Origin of the sequence: Salinimicrobium sediminis, assembly GCF_900215295.1 — a bacterium.
Taxonomy (GTDB): Bacteria; Bacteroidota; Bacteroidia; order Flavobacteriales; family Flavobacteriaceae; genus Salinimicrobium; species Salinimicrobium sediminis.
On record NZ_OCMF01000001.1, the window covers coordinates 1,168,252 to 1,189,952 of the forward strand.

Sequence of the window (21,701 nt, forward strand, 5' to 3'; positions counted from 1 at the left end):
ACAATTCAAATCACTACATCTTTCAATCTGCATTCGGATTTTGTGCTTGTAATTATGAATTTATTTTCACTTTCATCCTCAAATTTCCTATTGGAATTCAAATACTCTTTTGCCTGAAAGTCAGTAATATATATCTGATTTTAGTACATTTATAATAATGACTTCCGAATCTCCTTTTAAAACGGTGAATTATGAGATCAGTTTTCTTTCTGCTACTGTTGTTTGGACTATCTTTTTCTTCACAAGCGGCTTTTTTTCAGCAGCCAGATCAGGTTAGGACCGGAGTACTCTCTAAGACGAGTATAATCGATCTCAGTCATGCCTTTTCCGAAGAGACTGTATATTGGGTCACTGCTAAAGAATTCCGGTTGGATACCGTCTTTGCCGGCCAAACTGATAAAGGATACTACTATTCTGCCTTTGATTTTGAAACGGCAGAGCACGGAGGAACACACATAGATGCACCTATACATTTTGCTGCCAATGCTCAAACTGTAGATGAGATCCCACTCCGTAGACTGGTGGGCGCGGCTATTAAGATCGATGTCTCTTCAAAAGCGATGAATGATCCCGATTACCTGATCTCGGTGGAGGATCTTACCGGCTGGGAAAAAGAACAGCAAATGCAGATCCCCGATGGAAGTATAGTGTTACTGCAAACCGGTTTCTCCAATTTTTATCCGGACCGTGAGAAATACATGGGCACGGCTGAACGCGGGGAAGAGGCTGTCAAAAAACTGCATTTTCCGGGCCTATCTCCTGAAGCAGCTCAATGGCTTGTTGATAAGAGAAATATCAATGCGATTGGCCTGGATACTCCCAGTATAGATTACGGGCAGTCTCAAGACTTTCGCAGTCATGTGATCCTGCTTTCTCAAAACATTCCGGCCTTTGAGAATCTCACTAACCTGGATAAGTTACCTGCAAAGGGTTTTGAGGTCATTGCCCTGCCCATGAAGATAAAAGGCGGCAGTGGGGCTCCGCTGCGAATCATTGCACTTCTTCCTGACTGATCCTGCAAAAAGGGAGTTTTCGTTTATAAAATTTTTTTCTGCTACTATTTTTTTCTTCCAATCTCCACATCCTCATATCTTTATTTGGAATTTGGTGCTTGAATTTTGGAATTTGCTTTTCAATTACGTTTTCCCGTAAACTCCTTTAACAAAATTTTAATAAATTTATTCTATAAAGGGAGGTCAGGTTGGACCGCTGTTGTGCGGGATTCACCGCAATGAATCTCATCGGGAACTTACCCTCTTGCCCCCATCATAACCAACAAAAAAATGAAACAACATCTACTGCTATTCTTAACCGCACTTTTAAGCCTTAATGGTTATTCGCAGATCAAATTTGAAAAAGGATATTTTATAGATAATGAAGATCAAAAAGAGGAGGGTTTGATCAGGAATGTTGACTGGAGAAATAATCCCTCCGAATTTGAATTTAAAATATCTGAAAATAAGGAGTCCAGAAATGAAACATTAGAATCAGTAAAAGAATTCGGCATCTACGATGTGGCAAAATACATCAGGCATATTGTAAAGGTGGACAGATCAAGCGGGAATATCAAGAACCTGAGCGAAGACAGAAATCCTGACTTTAACGAGGAAGAACATTTTTTAAAACTGCTGGTAGAAGGCAAAGTCAGTCTATACTCCCTGGAGGATGGGAATATTACCAGATACTTCTACAGCAAAGATGATTCAGAAATTACCCAATTGATTTATAAAAAATATTTGACTCCCGATAAAAGTATCGCTATCAATGATGGATACAGGCAGCAGCTGTGGAATGATCTTAGTTGTTCAGCTTTTAGCGTGAGAAAGGTGGAGAGGCTGGAATACAAAAAAAGGGAACTGATAAATTATTTTAAGGACTATAACGAATGCCTTGAACAGGAGTATGTTGTTTATGATGAAACACAACAAAGGGACCTATTCAATTTAAGCATCCGGCCCGGGATAAATTACTCCTCTCTTTCCATTGAGAACCTCGCTGTAAACTCAAGAGATACAGAATTTGATAATGAGATTGGTCTAAGGTTTGGAGTAGAAGCGGAATTCCTTATGCCGTTCAATAAAAACAAGTGGGCTATCATTATAGAACCCACTTATCAATATTATAGATCTGAAAAATCACAGGAAAAAGACAATGTGAACGGGGGGACCCTAATCTCCAAAGTCGATTACAGATCCATTGAGTTGCCAATTGGGGTGAGACATTATTTATACCTCAATGATAGCTCAAAGCTCTTCCTGAACCTTTCCTATGTTATTGACCTTAATCTGGGTTCTGAACTCGATTTCTATAGAATGGATAATACTCTGCATTCTAATCTGGAGGTCAAATCCAGAGGGAATATAGCTATGGGGATTGGATACAGGTTTAAGGATACTTACGGCGTTGAACTCAGATACCACACCAGCCGGGAAATTTTGGGCAATTATTCGCACTGGAATTCTGAGTACAGGACCGTTTCTTTTATTCTCGGGTATTCCTTCTTTTAATCAGACTGCCTACAAAAAGGGTTTCAAAAATGGTCTTTTTAGGTACTTATCCGGTAAGAATACTTCCTTTAAAAATCATATTGAATCCGCTTTTAAAAGGCCCTGGGAGTAGTTTAAGCACCTCAGAAAAATCTACACTTCCGAGTATGGATTGAAGCCTGCCGGCCATTTCCGAAGAACAAAGTGGTTCTGATCTTTGATGATCGATCAACGAAATGGGAAGGCCAAAATCATAATATTTTTCACATAGATCCCTGATGAACAGATAATTAATCGTAACTTACATCTCCCTCCCAATAATGGCTCCCTGCATTTTTTGAGTATTAATCTTAATATATATAGCCATGAAAAAAGTAATGTACTGGTTATTCCTGATCCCGTTTATGGCTCTGGCACAAAATCCTGAGCAAAGCAATCAGCAATACGCTGTATTTGAAAATGCCATTTTAACCCCACAGCCGGATAAGGTCCAACAGTTCGAAGCGGGGATTGCAGCACACAACAAAAAATTTCACGCTTCCGATCCTTACGGAGCCCGGGTCTATTACATCTCGAACGGACCAAATGTTGGCAAATACATGTGGGTCATGGGGCCCCTTCCCTGGAGTGCTATGGACAAAAGACCTGAGGATAAGGCGCATGACGACGACTGGATCAACAATGTTGTGAAGTATATGACTGCAGATTCCGATCAATCCTACTGGCGGTTTAACAATGAACTCTCCAATTTCCCTAAAGATTTTAAAGTAAACAAGTTACTGGTGGATACCTATGATATCAAACGCTTCAGGGACGAAGGGGCAAAGGCATCAATGGAAAAGATAGCGAAGGTGATGAAGGGGAAATATCCCGATATGGCCTACGGAGTCTACACCAACGAATTACCCGCGACCAAAGATGGGCGGGACCTTTCTATGGTTTTTTTCTTTGATGATATGGCATGGATGGGGGAAGACCCCAAATTCGTAGAGGCTTACGAAGAAATGTACGGCGCCGATAGCTGGAAAAGTTTTATGCAGGAATGGGAGCAATCTACCGATGGAAAGCAGTCTGAACTATGGATCTTCGAACCTGAACTCAGTGGACTGCCCGCAGACGTCAAGGCCATGGACCGGCAATAAAATACATTAATTATTATTCATTAAACCCACTTTGTAATAGGTGGGTTTTTTTGTAGGGTTTTGTCTCTCACGACAAACATCCATGGGAAATTTGTTTACGGCAATTATTTGTAAAATGTTTAACCGGGAAAAGGTCTCCCGACTATTTTCACGCAAAGCCCGCAAAACTCAACCGCAAAGAACGCAAAGAGATTTTTTTTCTGACTACTGACCACTGACCACTGATCTTTTTTTCCCGCAGCTCATACATTCTTCTCATATCCTTCCTCCCGTCATTTCGAGCCTGCCTGTTTGTAGATAGGTTAATCCGGAACTGTGAGGGCAGAGACGGATTAATATTGAGAAAAGGGATGTTCACAAAACCACTTTGAAAAAAGCTTCAGAAATCTAAAAATTCAGCTAAATCTCTCCTAAAGAATCCGGTTGAATTCGGGGCTTTGGCCTAAAATGGGTAACTTAGAGATTCAGGTAAAACCTGATCAAAAAACTTAACTAACCATAAATTTTCTTACCACATGAACATTTACGAAGCAATTAAGCAAGACCACGACATACAAAGAGATCTTATTGCCAGGTTATTAGAAACTTCCGGGGATACTAAAGAGCGTCAGGAGCTTTGGTCTCAGCTTAGAAAAGAACTGGAAGTTCATGAAGTTGCCGAAGAACGACACTTTTATTCACCTCTCATAGACACCGACAAAATGCAGGAAGATGCACGACATGGAATGGCAGAGCACCATGAGATCGATGAACTTATACAGGAACTGGAGGACACCGGAATGGATTCTCCTCACTGGCTGGGAGCCCTGAAGAAGTTGAGGGATAAGGTGCACCATCATTTGGAAGACGAAGAGGAGGAGTTCTTTGGAAAGGCAAAAAAGGTCTACACCCAAAAGGAGAGCGAAGAACTCGCTGCAAAATATGAGAAGTCCAGGGAAGAATACAAAAAAGGATGGCCGGAATCGATCCCGGGTTCAGACCACGAAGAATAGAACACCCTAAAATGTCATTTTAAAGGCGCTTTTGCGCAGTACTCTAATGCTGCGCAGAATTTCTGTTGTTTACTGATCATTGCAAATTGAAAATCTTTCCCGCAGCTCACGCAAAGTTTTTCAGAACTGCCAATTTTGAATTAACCAGTCCCTAATTCCCTGAATAATAAAAATTTAAATTAACTTAGAACCGCCCTCCCGAATCGTTCTCTTTGTAACCAACACTTTAATAAATGATAACCTCAATTGATCTATGCCTTCGGAAAAGCGGCTATCTGGCAGCTATTCTGTTCCTGAGCACCGGGATGCTTCTTGCCCAGGAAAAATCTCAACAGATAAAAGATCTGCTGAATAAATATCACGAGTACGGCCAGTTCAACGGTTCAGCTCTGGTCGCCGATGATGGAGAATTGGTCTTCAGCGACGGTTTCGGAATGGCCAACATGGAATATGATATTCCTAACAAGCCGGAAACAAAGCACCGGCTGGGTTCTATCACCAAACAATTCACCGCAGCTTTGATCCTGCAACTTGTCGAAGAGGGGAAGCTGGAGCTGGATAAACCCATTTCCACATATCTGCCCAATTATAAAGGGCCCGCAGCCAATGTGGTCACACTTCACCACCTGCTTACCCACAGTTCGGGAATTCCAAGCTATACATCCTTTCCTGGATTCTTTGAGGAGCAAAGTCGGGACCCTTCAAGTCCGGCAGAATTTGTAAAGGTCTTTGCTGATTCTACCCTGCAATTCACCCCTGGGGAAAAATTCGCCTATAACAACTCGGGATATTTCCTGCTGGGGCATATTATTGAAGAAGTAACAGGAAAATCATATGAGCAGGTGTTGCAGGAAAAGATCCTTGAACCTCTCGACATGGATGATACAGGTTATGATCATCATGCTACCATATTGAAGAACCGGGCTGCGGGTTATGAGAAGAACGGCAACGAATATGTAAACGCACCATATTTGGATATGTCCCTTCCCTATGCTGCGGGATCGATGTATTCAACTGTGGAGGACCTGTACAAATGGGACAGGGCGCTGTATGAGGACGAGATACTTTCTGCAGAATCTAAAGAATTAATGTTCAGTCCGCTAATGCCCGATGGGGATGGGAAATATGGCTATGGCTGGAGTATAGGAGACCTTCCTGTGGGCACTTCGGGAGACAGCGTTTCCATTGTGGCCCATGGCGGCGGTATCAACGGCTTCAATACGTTGATCGTTCGCGTGCCTGAAGAGGAAGATCTTATTGTTCTGCTGAATAATACCGGGGGTACAATGTTAAGGGAAATGGCAATGGGTATTAATAACATCCTGCACGGTGAAAAAGCCGATATGCCAAAAAGATCTATTGCAATGGAAGTGCTTCCTGTTTTCGCCAAAGACGGAGTGGATGCGGGACTCGCAAAATACAGGGCACTGAAAGCCGATGAGACCTATGGCCTAAAGGAGAATGAAATGAACCAGATTGGTTACCAACTGCTGCAGAACGGAAAGACCAAAGAAGCCATTGAAGTCTTCAAAATAAACGTAGCCGAATACCCGGATTCCTGGAACACCTATGACAGCCTTGGGGAGGCTTATATGATGGATCGTCAAAGGGATAAAGCCATTGCCAATTATGAAAAATCCATAGAAATGAACCCCGATAATCAAAACGGGAAAGACATGCTGGCGAAGATCAGGGCACAATAAGAGAAGAAGATCAGGGCACAATAAGAGAAAAAGTTTCAACTAAAAAACCTTCCATTCCGGAAGGTTTTTTGTTTTTCCACTATCTTCAAAAATGTTTAATTGATATGTTGATGAAACCTTTACTTCCGTCTATAATCTAAAGTCTACCGAACAATTTCACGCAAAGCCCGCAAAGTTCAACAGCAAAGAGCGCAAAGAGTTTTTTTTCTGACCACTGACCACTTACCACTGATCATTTTTTTTCCCGCAGACCACGCAGATTTTCGCAGATAACCAAACCCCGTCCGTTCGAGTGAAGCCGGACCTGCGGGAGCAGGGGCGGATTTGTATCGAGAACAACTAATCACAAATTAACCATTGACTAATTCACCAAATTACGCTTTACCGTAAACCTCCTTAACTGAATTTTAATAAATTTACAGAAGCCCTATAAACTGTAGTTGTTCTGGCGAAAAAATAAGAGGAATTGATTCTTCGATAAATACAAACAACATAATATTTCTCCAAAATTGAGCTTTAAAAATATAATGACCTATAAATTGAATAAGAAGGTCGCTGAAAAACATCTTGATGAGCTAATTGATACTTTTTATCAACATTTTGCTACAGGAGGAAGAACAATTAAATATGTTTTTGACTTTTCTGAAGTTGAATGGATGTCGAATGAAGAACTACTTACTTTTACTGGATTGTTTAAGTCTTTAATTGATTCGGATATTGACTTCAATGTACAATTTTTAAAAGATGGTTCTAGTGAAACAATTAACAAGAGAAAAGCCAAACAAATTATACAATTATGGGATGTTTGGAAAATTTATTCAATTGTTCCTCACAAAGATTACAATCTATACTTTGATATTGACGGCAATTTTATTGAACGTCTGAGAGCAGAATATAATATTCAGACAGTCACACAAGAAATTTATGAGAGCTATGGTATAACACCATTTGTCACCCTAGAAAAAATCGAATCTTACGATGATCAAAGGATCGTGGAAAAGCTTCACGAAATTTACAGATTGGAAGCGGCTACAAGTGAAATTTTACACGAGAATAACTGTTACTTACCATTCCATAATGAAACTCTAACTTCCATCGTATCAAAAGAGTTATTTGAAAATTTCTTAGATCATTATGACCAAAGCCTTTTTAGCCCTAAAAGTAAAGTAGCTTTCCTGAGCCTCGTATTAAAAAGAAAGCTAAATACAGAAAGATTGGGGAAGGCTAAGGTGCAGGAAATCCTTAAAAGAAACTTCAAAGAAGAATCATTTCCTGAATTAAGAGATTTCTATGTTGAAATGGATAACCCGGACGTGTTTCTAAACCGTTCTTTACTTCAACTCTCCTTTGTTGATTTCGGGGAAGGAATTCCTAAAACCTTGAAATCAGCCTACTATAGGAATACCGGCACTGGGTATAGTAAAGAACATACATCTCAAAATGAAGATACTCGAATTCTTGAATATGCCTTTAAACATGATTCTTCCCAACATGAATTAAAAGATAAGTATTCTAAAGAATTTGCTGTTCCACGGGGGTTATTTGATCTGCTTTCAGTCGTGAAAAGATTTGAGGGGGTTATCATTGCTCGAAGTCACTATGGAAAAATTGCCTTCGACTTCTCGTGTGGTAAATCGATGGAGGAAGCTGTGCGGTATTTTGGGGATCAGTCAAAGATTTTTCCAGGAACATTATTTACTATTTATATACCAGAAAGGGAAATTCAATTTGAAATTGACTCTTCTTCCATTAAACCTTACGACTCACTTGCCGAATATTCTTTTAAGAAAAATGAAGTAAAACATGTAAGTCTTTTTGAAATACAAACTGAACAAAAAAACCAGAAAACGGATAAGGGAGAATTTTACAATATACTCTTCGACTCCTTTCTTAAGAAAATTCAAAATAATTCTGAAACATTAATTTATTTGGACTTTACTGGTTGGGAAATAGATGAAAGAGTTACTAAGAAAATTATCTTTTTTCTATGCACTGATTATAGAATAAACCTGAATAACAATGTTATTGTAGTAAATCCACCTTCAAAAAGATTTTTAGCTTCAATAAGGGATCAACTATTAGATCTAGAAGAAGTCCACCGAAGGTTTAAAATACATCCAACGCCTTTCGTATTTTTTGATAACAATGAATTAGAAATTTTTTGGCTGGGTATATTTTCTGAACAAGACATCGAAAAATTAAATAAACTTCTTTTTGAAGAACACGATTTAAGGAAATCTGACTTTGAAAATCCAGAAGCAATTATTGGTCATATTAACCATTATGATAATTATGGAAATTTAGTTTCTATTATTAACTCTACTCAATTAAAATTACATTATACAGGTGAAGCATCGAAAATAGAAGATAGTGAAATTGAAAAGATAATTGCTCCTTGTATAAAATCTTCAAAGGACACAGTTTATCTTTGTAATGGCAACTATTACCAATATCAATATTTAGAATTATTTGACGCCTTGTCGGATGAAGACAAACGCAAATTTCTCAATGAAATTTTACTACGAAAAATTCAAAGTTCTATTGATGATTGGAACCAATATATACTTGTAGGAATTACCTCTAGCAGTCATAAGATAGTTGACTACTTTGAATCCCGGTTGGGAGGAGATCGTAAAAATTATGTTCGTTTAAATAATTACTTTTCTTTCGAGGAGGAAGCAGAATTTAAACAAGGTATTTATAAAGGCTCAAAAGTAATTCTTCTTTGCGATGTTGTTTCTACAGGTTACATGGTTGAACGTTTTATTTCAAGACTGAATATATTAGAAGCATCAATTGAAAAAATAGGAGTCCTTGTTGATGCAATCGATACTGATTTTAACCCTGATAAATACAATTATTCTGAAATTAAAAATAAAATTATTTCGGTTTATAAAAAGCCCCTTAAAAAATATACCCGAAATAATATTTCTGCAAAGTTGAAACATGGAGAACTGAAAGTAATAAGAATTAATCCTTTTACCAATACACCAATAACTCAGGGAATTGATGAGAGTAATTATAATAAATCGGTTCTTCTCAATAATGAGGATTTTGCAAAATTAATATCGGTAGATCAAATACAGGTAGGTTATTTTAATTTTAATAGTCTTGTGCATCCGTACTTTTTTAACATGCACTCTATTTTATCCGACCCAAGAAAATCTCAAAATTTAATTACCCAACTCTTCGACGCATTACAGAAACAAACTTCTCTAGAAGAAATTGGGGTGGTATTTTATCCGAAATCTTCAGGTATTCATAAGATTGATTTCAAATTGTTGCAGGACAAGTACTTCAAGAATCACAACACTCTTTTTTTTGAGTTGGAGAGATTTCTAACCAATGAAGGATGGCGTTTTCCACATCCTCCTCAATATTTAGTTCAAATTAGTAGAGAGAAAAGAACTATGATTCTTGATGACGGCTCTTGCTCAGGTGAATCTATATCCCAGATGATTGATGAAGTATCCTTTTTAAATGTTAAAAGCATAACTGTTTTGTCCCTTGTAGGCCGAATTAACAACCATAAAAGAGAATTCTTTTCAAGAATAAAAAAAATAGACAGTGGAGGGAAGGAAATTCCTGTAAAAATATTCTTTGGGAGTAACTGGCACATCCCGACGTACCATCAGTCCAAGAGCCCAGTAATTGAAGAGAATAAATGGCTGGATCAATTAATTCAATTACCAAATATTCCACAAGGAATTAAGACTCTTGTAAAAACTATCAAAAAGGAGATTACTCCTAAAGAAATTTCAGAAGGGAATAGTTCTTATTTATTAAAAACCAAAGAAGGATTTGCAATTCATGACGAACTCGCACTTGTGCGTAATGAATTTGGAAAGATTTCTGAATACAGATTTTACAAAGAATATTTCCAATTTTTCGATCAGTTTATTTCCTATCATGAATCCAAGAATTCAAAAGAGAGAGGACATTTTCCCTATAGAAAGATTGAGGCCGTATGTGCCGTTTTCTTACACGAACCATATTTATTTGATAAAGTCAAAGCGGTCATTCCGGATGTGGTTGATAAAATAGAAAAATTTGTGGAATTATTTGTTATTGAAAATAAAATACCACAAGACTTGTTGTGTTATCAATGGAATAAAAAAGATATGATTCATCTATTATTTATTATTTACAAAGATGAAACTTTACTTGACATATTAAATAATAACTTGAAAAAGCTATTAATTTTTTCCTCCGACAGTCAATCCACAGTTAACTATTTTCTTTATAAACTGCTGAAATATTTCCCTCTCGAAAAATCAGAAACAAGAATTAAAAGACTTGATAATCAATTTAAAGAAATCTTAGAAAATGTAGAAACAGATAATGTAACTCTAAATAAACAAATAAAAAAGTTCTATAATTTTTTAAAGACTTTGCCCTCAGGTACGGATATAGAATCACTCTTACGGACGTTAAGAGAAAATTACAAAAAGGAAAAAGAACCAGACTTGCATGATGACAAAATTTCTTTTAATCATAATATCTCTTTGATTCTTGGTAAGATTAGAGAGGCAATGGACAAAATAGAATCTAAAGAAACGATCCCTTCATCTCTATCGGATGCAATAGTTAAAGGTTGGTTCCAGGTCTTTAATTTCATTTCCCCAATATTAACTTTTTCCATTACGTATGAGGAGTACCTTGCTCCTTTCCCTTATTTCAAGTTGCTTAATACTACAGAAAGGGACTCTGATTCTTTAAGAACACTTGTGGGAGCTAATGAAACAATGATTTTTTCAATTGATCAATCGTTTAACGATATCAACAAATTAAAAAAGATTGAAAGGAATACTATACTAATTCAATCGAACTTTTCATTGAACACAGATTTTCACAGACTAATTGAGCATCGGTGGACGGATTGGTCCCGATTCTACCAAAAATTAGAAAAAGAGTTGAAGAGGTTAGAATTAAAAGTAAAGCTGGATAATCAATTAAATAAAAACCATTTAAAAATCCAAATACCAAAAATCTATTCTTATAAACTAATAATTGATGAATTAATAAACAACCTTAAAAATCATTGTAAAAAAGAAAAAGGAGCAGAGGTATATTTATGTCTTCAGGATATAGGTTCAAACGGTATTCAGCTCCACATTATTAATCCAATTGCAGACATTAGCCACTCCAACAGTAATGGAGAAGGCACCAAATGTCTCAACCTTCTTTCAACAGCCGGCCATTTTGGATTTGAATATCAAGCCCAGATTAAGGAAGGAAACTATGATCAAATTTTGAAATTCCAAACATTATGATTAAAACCAGAAATATAAATTTATTTGTGTTTGACACCAAAACAAACTTCGAGAAGTCACAAGAATTTTTGGGTACATCTTTTAAATCGATAAATCAAGTTGACAGTTTAGAGTCATTTAACGCACACTTAGAAAGATTAAATGATGAGGAGCTGATTTGTTTAGTTGTACATGTATTTTATACTGAAAGAATTAATGGTATAAAAAGGTTTGCGACTTCAGGAATTCTAGAAGAATATAAGGCATTGGATGTAATGTATATTTCGGACGGAGATGAAAAGGAAATTAAGCATCAAATGGTGGACGAGGGTATCCCTGAGAAGAACGTCTTTAAGTATCATGACGTTTATTCGAATTTAAATGAAGAAAAGGTTCAGGCTACAACCAAATCAGAATTATTAAAAAGAGGAACAAAATTGATTAACACTCCCAATTTCGAATTTGGTATAATTACAGCTTTATACAAAGATGAATATGAAGCAATTAAGCCACATTTCAATTGGCTTGATGAAGAATCAATTACGGTAGGCAATAAGAAATATAGAGTTGGTCATTTACATGGTCAAAGAGAAAGACGAATAATTGCTGCTGTTCCCAATGCAACAGGAATGGTCGATTCGGCTATAATTGCAACTCAAATGTTAGATCTATTCAGCCCCAAGTATCTGCTAATGTCAGGTGTATGCGGAGGAGGCAAAAATACCCATTTTGGGGATATTGTCTTAGCAAAACGAATATTTACATTTCAGAAGGGAAAGGTTTCTGATATTGTTGATAGAGAAAAAAACAACATTGATTTATATGATAAAAATGGCGAAAAAATAAATTACGACAAATTGTTCGACAAAGAAGGAAATCAAATCAAAATAAGTATAGAGAAATTCCAAATAGAACATGATTCAATTTTAGAATTTCAATTAAAAGATTGGACGGATCCAGAAGTGGAACGGATTAAACAAGAAATTAATAATACAGAAATTGTAAAAATTTGGGGTAGTCCAATTAACATACATTTTGAACCAATGGCTTGTAGCACTATGGTAATTAACAAGGATGGTTTTTTTGAGGATCATATAAGGTCAGTGGATAGACAGACTGTGGCGGTTGAAATGGAGAGTTATGGGGTAGCAAGAGCATGTCAGTTCGGAAATGAAGGGAAAACTAAATGGGTAATCTTCAAATCAGTAATGGATAAAACCACGGAGAAAAATGACAAAGCAAAACGTTTTGCCGCCAACACAAGCGCTCTGTTTTTAAAACATTTAATTTATGATGGAGTTTTAAAATAATTAGCTGCACACCTTTTTCCTCAAAACAACCTATGTCAAATCACAAATTAAAATAAAAATTAGGAACTTGTATTGCGGTTAAAAACTTGTACTCGGTGAAGTAATATACCAGAATAGTAGAACTATTAACATTCTACTTTACAATTTAATATTGGTAATCGTTATTCAGCTTTTCTTCCATCAAAATCGATTCATCAATCCCCCTTCTGTAACAAATGCTACACTTGTAGGTAACAAAAGTTACTGACCACCGCCTTCTCTAAGGGTATTTTTGTCTCACAAATTTTAAGAGATGAAAAGAACAAGAACCCTTGCCCTTATTCCCATATTGTTTTTAAGCTTTCTCCTGCAGGCGCAGGAGACGGTGCCTATTGGGAAAAGGGAGATCCTGGAAAGAGTACAGGAGAATAACAGCCGGTTAAGGATCTCTCAGCAGGAGTTCCTGGCAGCCCGTGCCCAGTACCGGCAAACCAATGCAGTCTTTTTACCCAATATAAGTGTTTCCCACACCGGGATGACCACCAATAATCCCCTTATGGCCTTTGGTTCCAAACTGAACCAGGAGATCGTCACCCAGGCCGATTTTGACCCGGCGCGGCTTAACGATCCCGACCGTATCGACAATTTTGCTACCAAGGTAGAAGTGCAACAACCGCTTATCAACCTGGACGGCATCTGGCAGCGGAGCGCTGCAAAGGACAAGATGCAGGCCACAGAGCTGCAGAGCGTACGCACCGGGGACCACATGAAACTTGAAACCGAAAAAGCCTATATGCAGTTGCAGCTCGCTCACAAAGCGGTGACCGTACTGGAGCAGGCGCTGGAAACAGCACAGGCGAACCTGAGACTGGCCGAGAACAACTTCAAGCAGGGCTATCTGCAGCGCTCTGATGTGCTGGCAGTGGAAGTCCGCGTGACCGAAGTCAATAACCAGTTACAGTACGCCAGGAGTAATGTGAACAACGCGAGCGATTATCTCATGTTCCTCATGGGCGATTCCATTGACGTGGTGCTCATTCCAAAAGATTCTCTTAGTGTGCAGTTGAATCCCGTAACCGCTTCTGAACTTCCCGGCGACCGTGCCGACATCCAAGCCATGGAACTGGCAGCCGGGGCACGCAGGAAAATGTACAGGGCCGATCAACTGGCTTTTTTGCCAAGGCTTAATGCCTTCGGAAGTTATGAGCTCTATGATGACGAGATCTTCCAGGGAGACGCCAACGGATACATGGCCGGCGTCGCATTGACCTGGGATGTTTTTGACGGAAGCAAGCGCTTCGGAAAAACCCAGCAGTCCAAAGCCGAATTCAAACAGGCAGAATTGGAACTGGAACAACACGTCCACCAGAGTCAGATGGAATTGAACCGCGCCACCCGCGCCTTAAGGGATGCAGAGAACAAACTGCAGCTGACGCAGCTGGCCCTGGAACAATCCAAAGAAGCCCTGCGCATTCGTAACAACCGCTATGAGCAAGGCCTTGAAAAAACCACTGATCTCTTAGGAGCCGAGACACAATATTCAGAAAAGCAACTGGAGTATTATCAGACGGTGTATGAATATAATTATGCGGTGGCGTATTTGGAATTTTTGACGAGTAGTATTGAGAATTGAGTAGTGAGTATTGAGATTGGAAGCACCAAATTCCAAGCACCAAATTCCAATTATAACGAATGTCACGCTGAGCCCGACTGCGAAGCAGGAGGAAAGCCTGTCCTGAGTATAGCGAAGGATCGAAGCGCTACTGGAAACGAAATAATATTTGAACACAAATGCCCTTCTCCCCCTTTAGGGGGCGGGGGGAAAAAGGGAGTCGGGAATACAGAACAACAATCTTGAATCTTGAACCTTGAATTTTGAATTAAAGAAACTTTGAACATTAAACTTTAAACCTTGAACCAATAGAGATGAAAAAAACAATATACACAATAGCATTAGCTTCCCTGGGATTATTCGCGACGAGCTGTGGCAGCGATGATAAAAAACAGGCAGTGAATGAAGGTCCCGTAGTACCGGTGCAGGTGGAAACACCATCGGGGACGGGAGACCGTTTTCTCACTGCCAGCGGACAAATCGAAGCGGTAAACAGCGCCACCCTTAGCACCCGAATGATGGGGTTCATCGATGACATCCACGTGAACGTGGGAGACAAGGTGAACAAAGGCCAGTTACTGGTATCTATCAATAACAGCGACCTGCAGGCCAAACGTGCCCAGGTAAACGCCGGTATCACCGAAGCTGAAGCCGCCTACAATAACGCTAAAAAAGATTACGAAAGATTTAAGGCCCTTTTCTTAGAGCAGTCGGCTTCCCAAAAAGAAATGGATGACCAGACCGCCCGTTTTGAAATGGCGCAGGCCAGGCTAGAAGCAGCTAAACAAATGAGAAATGAAGTGAACTCCCAGTTCGCTTACGTGAACATACGTGCTCCTTTTAGCGGAGTCATCACTAACAAATTCGCAGAGGAAGGTACTATGGCCAATCCGGGTCAGCCGCTTTTAGCCGTAGAAGCTCCGGGGAATTTTGAAGTAACTGCCAGAGTTGCGGAGTCCAATATTTCAAAAATAGAAACCGGAACCAAAGTGGACGTCATTGTAAAGTCTGTTGAGCAGACTGTTCCCGGCACCGTGGCGGAAGTTAGTACTTCGGCCAGCAACACCGGCGGACAATACCTGGTGAAAGTAGCTCTTGAAGATACTGAAGCAGATTTGAAATCGGGGATGTATGCTACAGTGAGATTTCCGGTAGAGAAGCAGGAAAGCACTGCTGAAGCGGTAATGATCCCCACAGAAGCCATCGTGACCCGTGGTGACCTCAAGGGTGTTTATACGGTGAGTCAGCAGAATACCGCGATGCTGAGATGGCTAAGACTGGGAAGGACCTACGGTGACCGTGTAGAGGTACTTAGCGGACTCAACCCCGATGAGGCTTATATAGTTTCGGCAGACGGAAAATTGTTCAACGGAGCAAAAGTTAGTGTAAAGGAGTAAAGATGCGTTAAGGATTGAGGCAGTTATCCTCCCGACCGGAGGAAGGGAGATAGCGCCGAAAGCCTGACCCCGCCGAAGCTTTAGCGAAGGTGGGGAAACGCCCAAAGAACCATAGAAAATATGAAAGAAGGATTAGCAGGCAAGATTGCCAAAGGCTTTATTAATTCAAAATTGACGGTGTTGCTCATGATCGTGTTCATGATCGTGGGTGTGTACGCGTCATTTTTAATTCCACGCGAGGAAGAGCCGCAGATCGATGTGCCCATGGCCGACATTTTTGTTGGCTACCCGGGTGCCAGCCCTACCGAGGTGGAACAGCGTATTATCAAACCCCTGGAAAAAATGGTTTCCAACATTCCGGGTGTGGAGTATGTCTACTCTACCTCCATGGAAGAACAGGGGATGTTGATCGTGCAGTTCTACGTGGGCGAGGACATTGAACGTTCCTATGTGAAGCTCTACAACGAGCTCATGAAGAATATGGACCAGTTTCCGCCCAATGTGAGTCAGCCGCTGGTGAAGACGAGGGCTATTGACGATGTTCCGGTACTGGGGCTCACCCTGTGGAGCGAAAATTATGACGATTACCAGCTGCGGCAAATGGCCAATGAACTGCGCCATGAGATCGAAAAAGTTGAAGATGTTTCTATAGTGAACACCATTGGTGGCCGTGACAGACAACTGCGCGTGGTGCTCGACAAGGACAGGATGGCTGCCAGCGGAGTGGATCTGCTTGGGGTTACTGAAAAGATCAAGGCTTCCAATCAGCAGCTTTCCTCGGGCAGTTTTGACCGTAACGATAGCGAAGTTCTGGTTAGCTCCGGAAGCTTTTTGGAATCCCCACAGGATGTGGAGAACCTCATCGTGGGAGTGAATGACGGGCAACCGGTGTACCTGAAGCAAATTGCCACGGTACAGGATGGGCCCGAGATCTCTAAATCTTACGTGAATTTTGGATTTGGACAGGCAATAGATGCTTCGGAATATCCCGGGGAATATCCTGCGGTAACTTTATCTGTAGCCAAACGCAAGGGAGCCGATGCGATGAAGATCGCCGATGTGATCCTGGAAAAAGTAGAGCATCTGCAAACAAATCTTATTCCTGAAGATGTACATGTGGAAGTTACCCGTAACTACGGCGAGACCGCTTCTCATAAAGTGGGAGAATTATTGCTGCACCTTATTGGCGCAATCATAGCCGTAACCCTGGTAGTGATGCTGGCCATGGGATGGCGTGGCGGACTGGTGGTATTCCTTTCGGTACCTATCACCTTTGCTCTTACGCTACTTAGTTATTATATGCTCGATTACACCCTGAACAGGATCACCTTGTTCGCACTGGTATTCGTGACCGGTATTGTGGTCGATGACTCGATCATTATTGCCGAGAACATGCACCGGCACTTTAAGATGAAACGCCTGCCGTTCAAACAGGCCGCACTCTATGCCATCAACGAGGTTGGGAACCCAACAATCCTGGCAACCTTTACGGTAATTGCATCGGTGCTGCCAATGGCTTTCGTAAGCGGATTGATGGGACCATATATGAGCCCAATGCCTATTGGAGCTTCTATTGCGATGATCCTGTCCCTTTTCGTGGCACTGACCATTACTCCGTACCTCGGATTCATCTTTTTACGTGAAAAGGAGAAAAAAGGAAAGCCGGTAAAAGAGGCTGAAAAAGGCATTGAAGATTCGATGATCTACCGCGTATACAAACGCTTTGAAGAACCACTTATCGATAACAAGAAGATCCGTTGGGGCTTCCTGGGCTTAACTGCCCTACTCCTGCTGGGTTCTGTCGCCCTGTTCTTTACTGAAGACGTAGCCGTAAAGATGCTGCCTTTTGATAACAAGAATGAATTCCAGGTGGTTATTGACATGCCCGAAGGAACAACTTTAGAAAGAACAGCCGTGGTGACCAAAGAAGTAGGTCAATACCTAAGCGGAAGCGAACAGGTAGTGAACTACCAGACCTACATTGGCACCTCTGCCCCAATCACCTTCAACGGACTCGTACGTCACTACGACCTGCGCGGAGCAAGTAACACTGCCGATATCCAGGTGAACCTGTTGCCAAAAGGAGATCGTGATCTGCAGAGTCACGACATTGCAAAACTGCTGCGCCCGGATATCCAGGCGATAGGAGATAAATACGGAGCCAACATCAAGCTGGTGGAAGTTCCGCCGGGACCTCCGGTATTGTCTACCATAGTCGCTGAAGTCTACGGACCCGATTATGAGACACAGATCGCACTTGCCGACAGTATCCAGACCATACTTCACAATACCGAAGATGTGGTGGATATTGACTGGATGGTCGAAGCGGATCAAAAAGAGTACGAATTCGAAATAGATAAGGAAAAAGCCATGCTCAATGGCATTGCTCCCCAGCAGATCGTTTATACCCTGAACTCCGCGATGGGGGAAAGAGCCATTACGCAGCTTTATGATGAAGAAGCTACCCAAAGGGTGGGAATCGTGCTTACCCTGGATGAAGAGGAAAAATCTTCGGTTGAGGATATCATGAATATCCAGATCGCTTCCCAAAGTGGTCAAATGATCCCAATAGCCGATCTGGTAGAGCCTAAAGAAGTCTTAAGGGACAAGAGCATCTATCGTAAGAACCAGAAGCGAGTGGTGTACGTGCTGGCCGATATGGCCGGGGAACTCGAGAGTCCTGTTTATGCTATCCTTGGAATGGAAGAAAAACTGAAGGAGATCGACATGCCTGCCGGTTATGAGATAAGTGACCTGTATATGGGTCAGCCGCAATATGAAGATGACTACACCGTGAAATGGGATGGAGAGTGGCAGATCACCCTGGAGGTATTCCGGGATCTTGGGATCGCATTTTTGGGAGTGATTGTGATCATTTATATCCTCATCGTGGGTTGGTTCCAAAACTTTAAAGCTCCAATAGTGATGATGGTAGCCATTCCGCTATCGCTGATAGGAATTGTTCTGGGTCACTGGATCATGGGTGCCTTCTTTACCGCTACCTCCTTTATTGGGATGATCGCGCTGGCCGGGATCATGGTGCGGAACTCGGTGCTGCTCATCGACTTTGTAAATCTGAGACTGGAAGACGGAATTCCGTTGAAACAGGCGGTGATCGAAGCCGGGGCTGTAAGGACCACGCCAATCCTCTTAACTGCCGGAACGGTAGTGATCGGAGCCTTCGTGATCCTCTTCGACCCAATTTTCCAGGGATTGGCGATATCCCTTATGGGAGGTACTATTGTCTCGACTTTCCTAACCCTGTTGGTAGTGCCGTTGGTGTACTATATGATAGAGAGAAAGAAGTATGAGGACAGGGAGGAGAAACCGGTTGTAACCGAAAAACGAGAAACTGAGGAGGTTATTTAGTTGTGAGTTGTCGGTTGCAGGTTGCGGGTTGCGGGTTGCGGGTTGCGGGTTCCACTTTCCGCTTTGCCCCTGCCCTAAAGGGAGGCGGAAAGTGTGATGACTAAAAAATTTGAAACACAAAATCCCCTTCTCCCCCTTTAGGGGGCCGGGGGGTAAAAGGAAGTTGCCTGTTGCGGGTTGCGGGTTGCGGGTTGCCAGTTCTTAGTTCTGATTATAAAACGAATGTCATGCTGAGCCCGACCGCGACAGCGGGAGGAAGGTCGAAGCGCTTATGATCACAATGTTGAAATTTTAAACGAGTTGAGATCCGACAACCGACAACCGACAACCGAGAACCGATAACCTTGAACTTTAAACCTTGAACATTAAACCCAAAAAGATGAAATTACTAATAGTCACCAGCGTAGTCGCCTTTCAAAAAGACGTACTAAAGCTGTTCAAAAAAGCAAATATTGAAGCCTTTAGTTCTTCGGAAATAGACGGCTACAAGAATGGAAATTCCCTGGTCGCCACCCAAAGCTGGTTTCCCGGGGAAAAAGGCGGCAATGAGTCCGTCATGTTGTTCTCCTTTACCGAAGAGGAAAAGATCGACGATCTTTTCAAGTACCTGAAGGAGTACAATGAGCACCTGGAAACAAATAATCCTGTACGTGCAGTGGTCCTACCCATAGAACGATCACTTTAACAATTATCAATGATCAATGATCAATAAACAATAAACCATAAACAACAAAAAACTAGAAATTATGCTAAACAGAGTAATACGCGGTATCGCCGGAACATTTATCCTTATCAGCCTGCTTCTGGCAGTTTATGTAAATATCAACTGGTTGTGGTTTACAGCTTTTGTTGGGTTCAACTTATTACAAAGCTCGCTTACCCGTTGGTGTTTGATGGAAGATATCCTGAAGAAATTCGGGATAAAGGAGGAAAAAGCACAATTGCAGAAGTCCGGTTCAGAGTAATGAATTAAGATTATGAGTTGTGTAATTCATTGGAGATGCGGGTTGTGAGTTACTTGCCCACCGAAGCTTTAACGAAGGAGGGCGGGTTGCACTTTCCGCCTCCCTTAAGATTCGATAGGTATCGGGGTAATGCGGATAGTGCAACGATCGAAATCTCCCTTTCCTTAGGATTTATTCAGAATTCGGCTGAAAATTCCGGAACATGACGAATCGCATGTTTCGGGAATCGGCGGTTTCATAAATTAACCTGTTAAACCATTTCCTATGAAAAATCTTCTTTTCCCCTTTTTTGCTCTTTTCCTCCTCGCCGGATGCCAGGAAAGGAAAGTCGAATATTCAACTCCGGAAACAGCTGAACTCCGAATTCCGGCCAGGCAGCAGGAACATCCCGGTAAAAAACTGATGGAAACCTACTGTTATACCTGTCACAGTCCTACTGCACCAATGATGGATGGCAGAATAGGTCCGCCAATGGCGGCTGTAAAGGCGCATTATTTAATGAGTGATCCGTCCCGGGAGGAATTTGTGCAACAAATCGTCGCCTTTGTGGAGGAACCATCCGCAGACAAATCCAAAATGCGGGGAGCAATTAACCGCTTTGGACTCATGCCTTACCAGGAATTTCCCGATGGTACCGTAGAAAAGATCGCCGAATACATTTTCGAATATCAGATCGAAGAACCCGAATGGTTCGCTGAACATTGGAAACAAGGCCCCGGCGAAGGAATATACCGTCAGCAGGGTAGAGGTATGGGCCAAGGAATGGGACAGGGACAGGGTCCGGGCAAAGGCATGGGCATGCAGGGACAAAATGCTGCTGACAGAGGCTTGAAGATCGCACTGCAAACCAAACAATTTTTAGGTCAGAATTTGATGGGAGCCATTCAGAAAGAAGGGACCCTTCACGCTTTGGAGTTTTGTAATGTGGAAGCTATGCCGCTTACCGCTTCCATGGCCGAAAAATATAAGGTCTCTATACAGCGGGTTTCAGATAAGAACCGGAATCCGCAGAATCAAGCCACTCCCGAAGAAGATGCGTTGATCGATCTTTTTACCCACCAGATTAGTGCAGGTAAAGATCCGCAGCCGCTCTTAATTCCTGAAAATGGTACTACCCGCTTCTATTATCCCATAGTCACCAACAGCATGTGCCTTCAATGCCACGGAAAACCAGGGGACATTGAGCCGCAGGTAAAAGAAAAGATCCTGAAATTGTATCCGCAGGACAAGGCCATAGGATATACAGAAAACGAGGTGCGCGGGATATGGAAGATCGAGTTCTAACCCAAATGGATCAGGAGAAAACAGATTAATCCTGAGGCTGAGGAATTTATTTAAATGCTGCTGAAAATATATTGGACATCCCCTTGGTCCTTTATATTCAAGGCTGCCTGAGAATATATTCTTTTCAGCCTCTTTTTCTTTTAGAAAATCATCGATGGGGCCACTTGTTCTGTAATAAATGTTACTGCTCCTTCCGGGTTTAAGGATTAA

Annotated in this window: 13 protein-coding genes; all 13 read left to right on the forward strand. The window is 41.2% G+C overall.

What is annotated here, in order from left to right; translation table 11 throughout:
* Nucleotides 1–191: 191 nt before the first annotated feature.
* Entirely contained in the window at nt 192–1,013 is an 822-nt protein-coding gene (locus CRO16_RS05350; protein WP_097055274.1) for a cyclase family protein, read from the forward strand.
* Nucleotides 1,014–1,283: 270 nt separating this feature from the next.
* Entirely contained in the window at nt 1,284–2,507 is a 1,224-nt protein-coding gene (locus CRO16_RS05355; protein ID WP_097055275.1) for an outer membrane beta-barrel protein, read from the forward strand.
* A gap of 344 nt (nt 2,508–2,851) precedes the next feature.
* Nucleotides 2,852–3,628 carry a hypothetical protein gene (locus CRO16_RS05360; RefSeq protein ID WP_097055276.1) on the forward strand — a complete coding sequence of 259 codons (777 nt, stop codon included), beginning with the start codon at nt 2,852–2,854 and terminating at the stop codon, nt 3,626–3,628.
* A 515-nt stretch (nt 3,629–4,143) separates the two neighbouring features.
* Entirely contained in the window at nt 4,144–4,620 is a 477-nt protein-coding gene (locus tag CRO16_RS05365; RefSeq protein WP_097055277.1) for a hemerythrin domain-containing protein, read from the forward strand.
* Between the two features lie 233 nt (nt 4,621–4,853).
* The gene (locus CRO16_RS05370; protein WP_097055278.1) at nt 4,854–6,323 is read left to right on the forward strand and encodes a serine hydrolase; all 1,470 of its coding nucleotides are present in this window, start codon (nt 4,854–4,856) and stop codon (nt 6,321–6,323) included.
* A gap of 527 nt (nt 6,324–6,850) precedes the next feature.
* Nucleotides 6,851–11,596: a type I phosphoribosyltransferase gene (locus tag CRO16_RS05375; RefSeq protein ID WP_097055279.1), complete on the forward strand. Its 4,746-nt coding sequence runs from the start codon at nt 6,851–6,853 to the stop codon at nt 11,594–11,596.
* Nucleotides 11,593–12,885, forward strand: a complete 1,293-nt coding sequence (locus CRO16_RS05380; RefSeq protein WP_097055280.1) for a 5'-methylthioadenosine/S-adenosylhomocysteine nucleosidase family protein — start codon at nt 11,593–11,595, stop codon at nt 12,883–12,885. The genes CRO16_RS05375 and CRO16_RS05380 overlap by 4 nt, the downstream gene beginning before the upstream one ends.
* A 292-nt stretch (nt 12,886–13,177) precedes the next feature.
* Nucleotides 13,178–14,497, forward strand: coding sequence for a TolC family protein (locus CRO16_RS05385; protein ID WP_097055281.1), 1,320 nt, complete (start codon nt 13,178–13,180; stop codon nt 14,495–14,497).
* A gap of 293 nt (nt 14,498–14,790) precedes the next feature.
* A complete protein-coding gene (locus CRO16_RS05395; RefSeq protein WP_097055283.1) occupies nt 14,791–15,873 on the forward strand; it encodes an efflux RND transporter periplasmic adaptor subunit in 1,083 nt (360 codons plus the stop codon).
* Nucleotides 15,874–15,993: 120 nt separating this feature from the next.
* Entirely contained in the window at nt 15,994–19,242 is a 3,249-nt protein-coding gene (locus CRO16_RS05400) for an efflux RND transporter permease subunit (protein WP_097055284.1), read from the forward strand.
* Between the two features lie 379 nt (nt 19,243–19,621).
* A complete protein-coding gene (locus CRO16_RS05405) occupies nt 19,622–19,927 on the forward strand; it encodes a hypothetical protein (protein WP_097055285.1) in 306 nt (101 codons plus the stop codon).
* Nucleotides 19,928–19,988: 61 nt separating this feature from the next.
* Nucleotides 19,989–20,207, forward strand: coding sequence for a YgaP family membrane protein (locus CRO16_RS05410; RefSeq protein WP_179670488.1), 219 nt, complete (start codon nt 19,989–19,991; stop codon nt 20,205–20,207).
* 264 nt (nt 20,208–20,471) lie between these two features.
* The gene (locus CRO16_RS05415) at nt 20,472–21,491 is read left to right on the forward strand and encodes a Tll0287-like domain-containing protein (RefSeq protein WP_097055287.1); all 1,020 of its coding nucleotides are present in this window, start codon (nt 20,472–20,474) and stop codon (nt 21,489–21,491) included.
* Nucleotides 21,492–21,701: the final 210 nt, after the last annotated feature.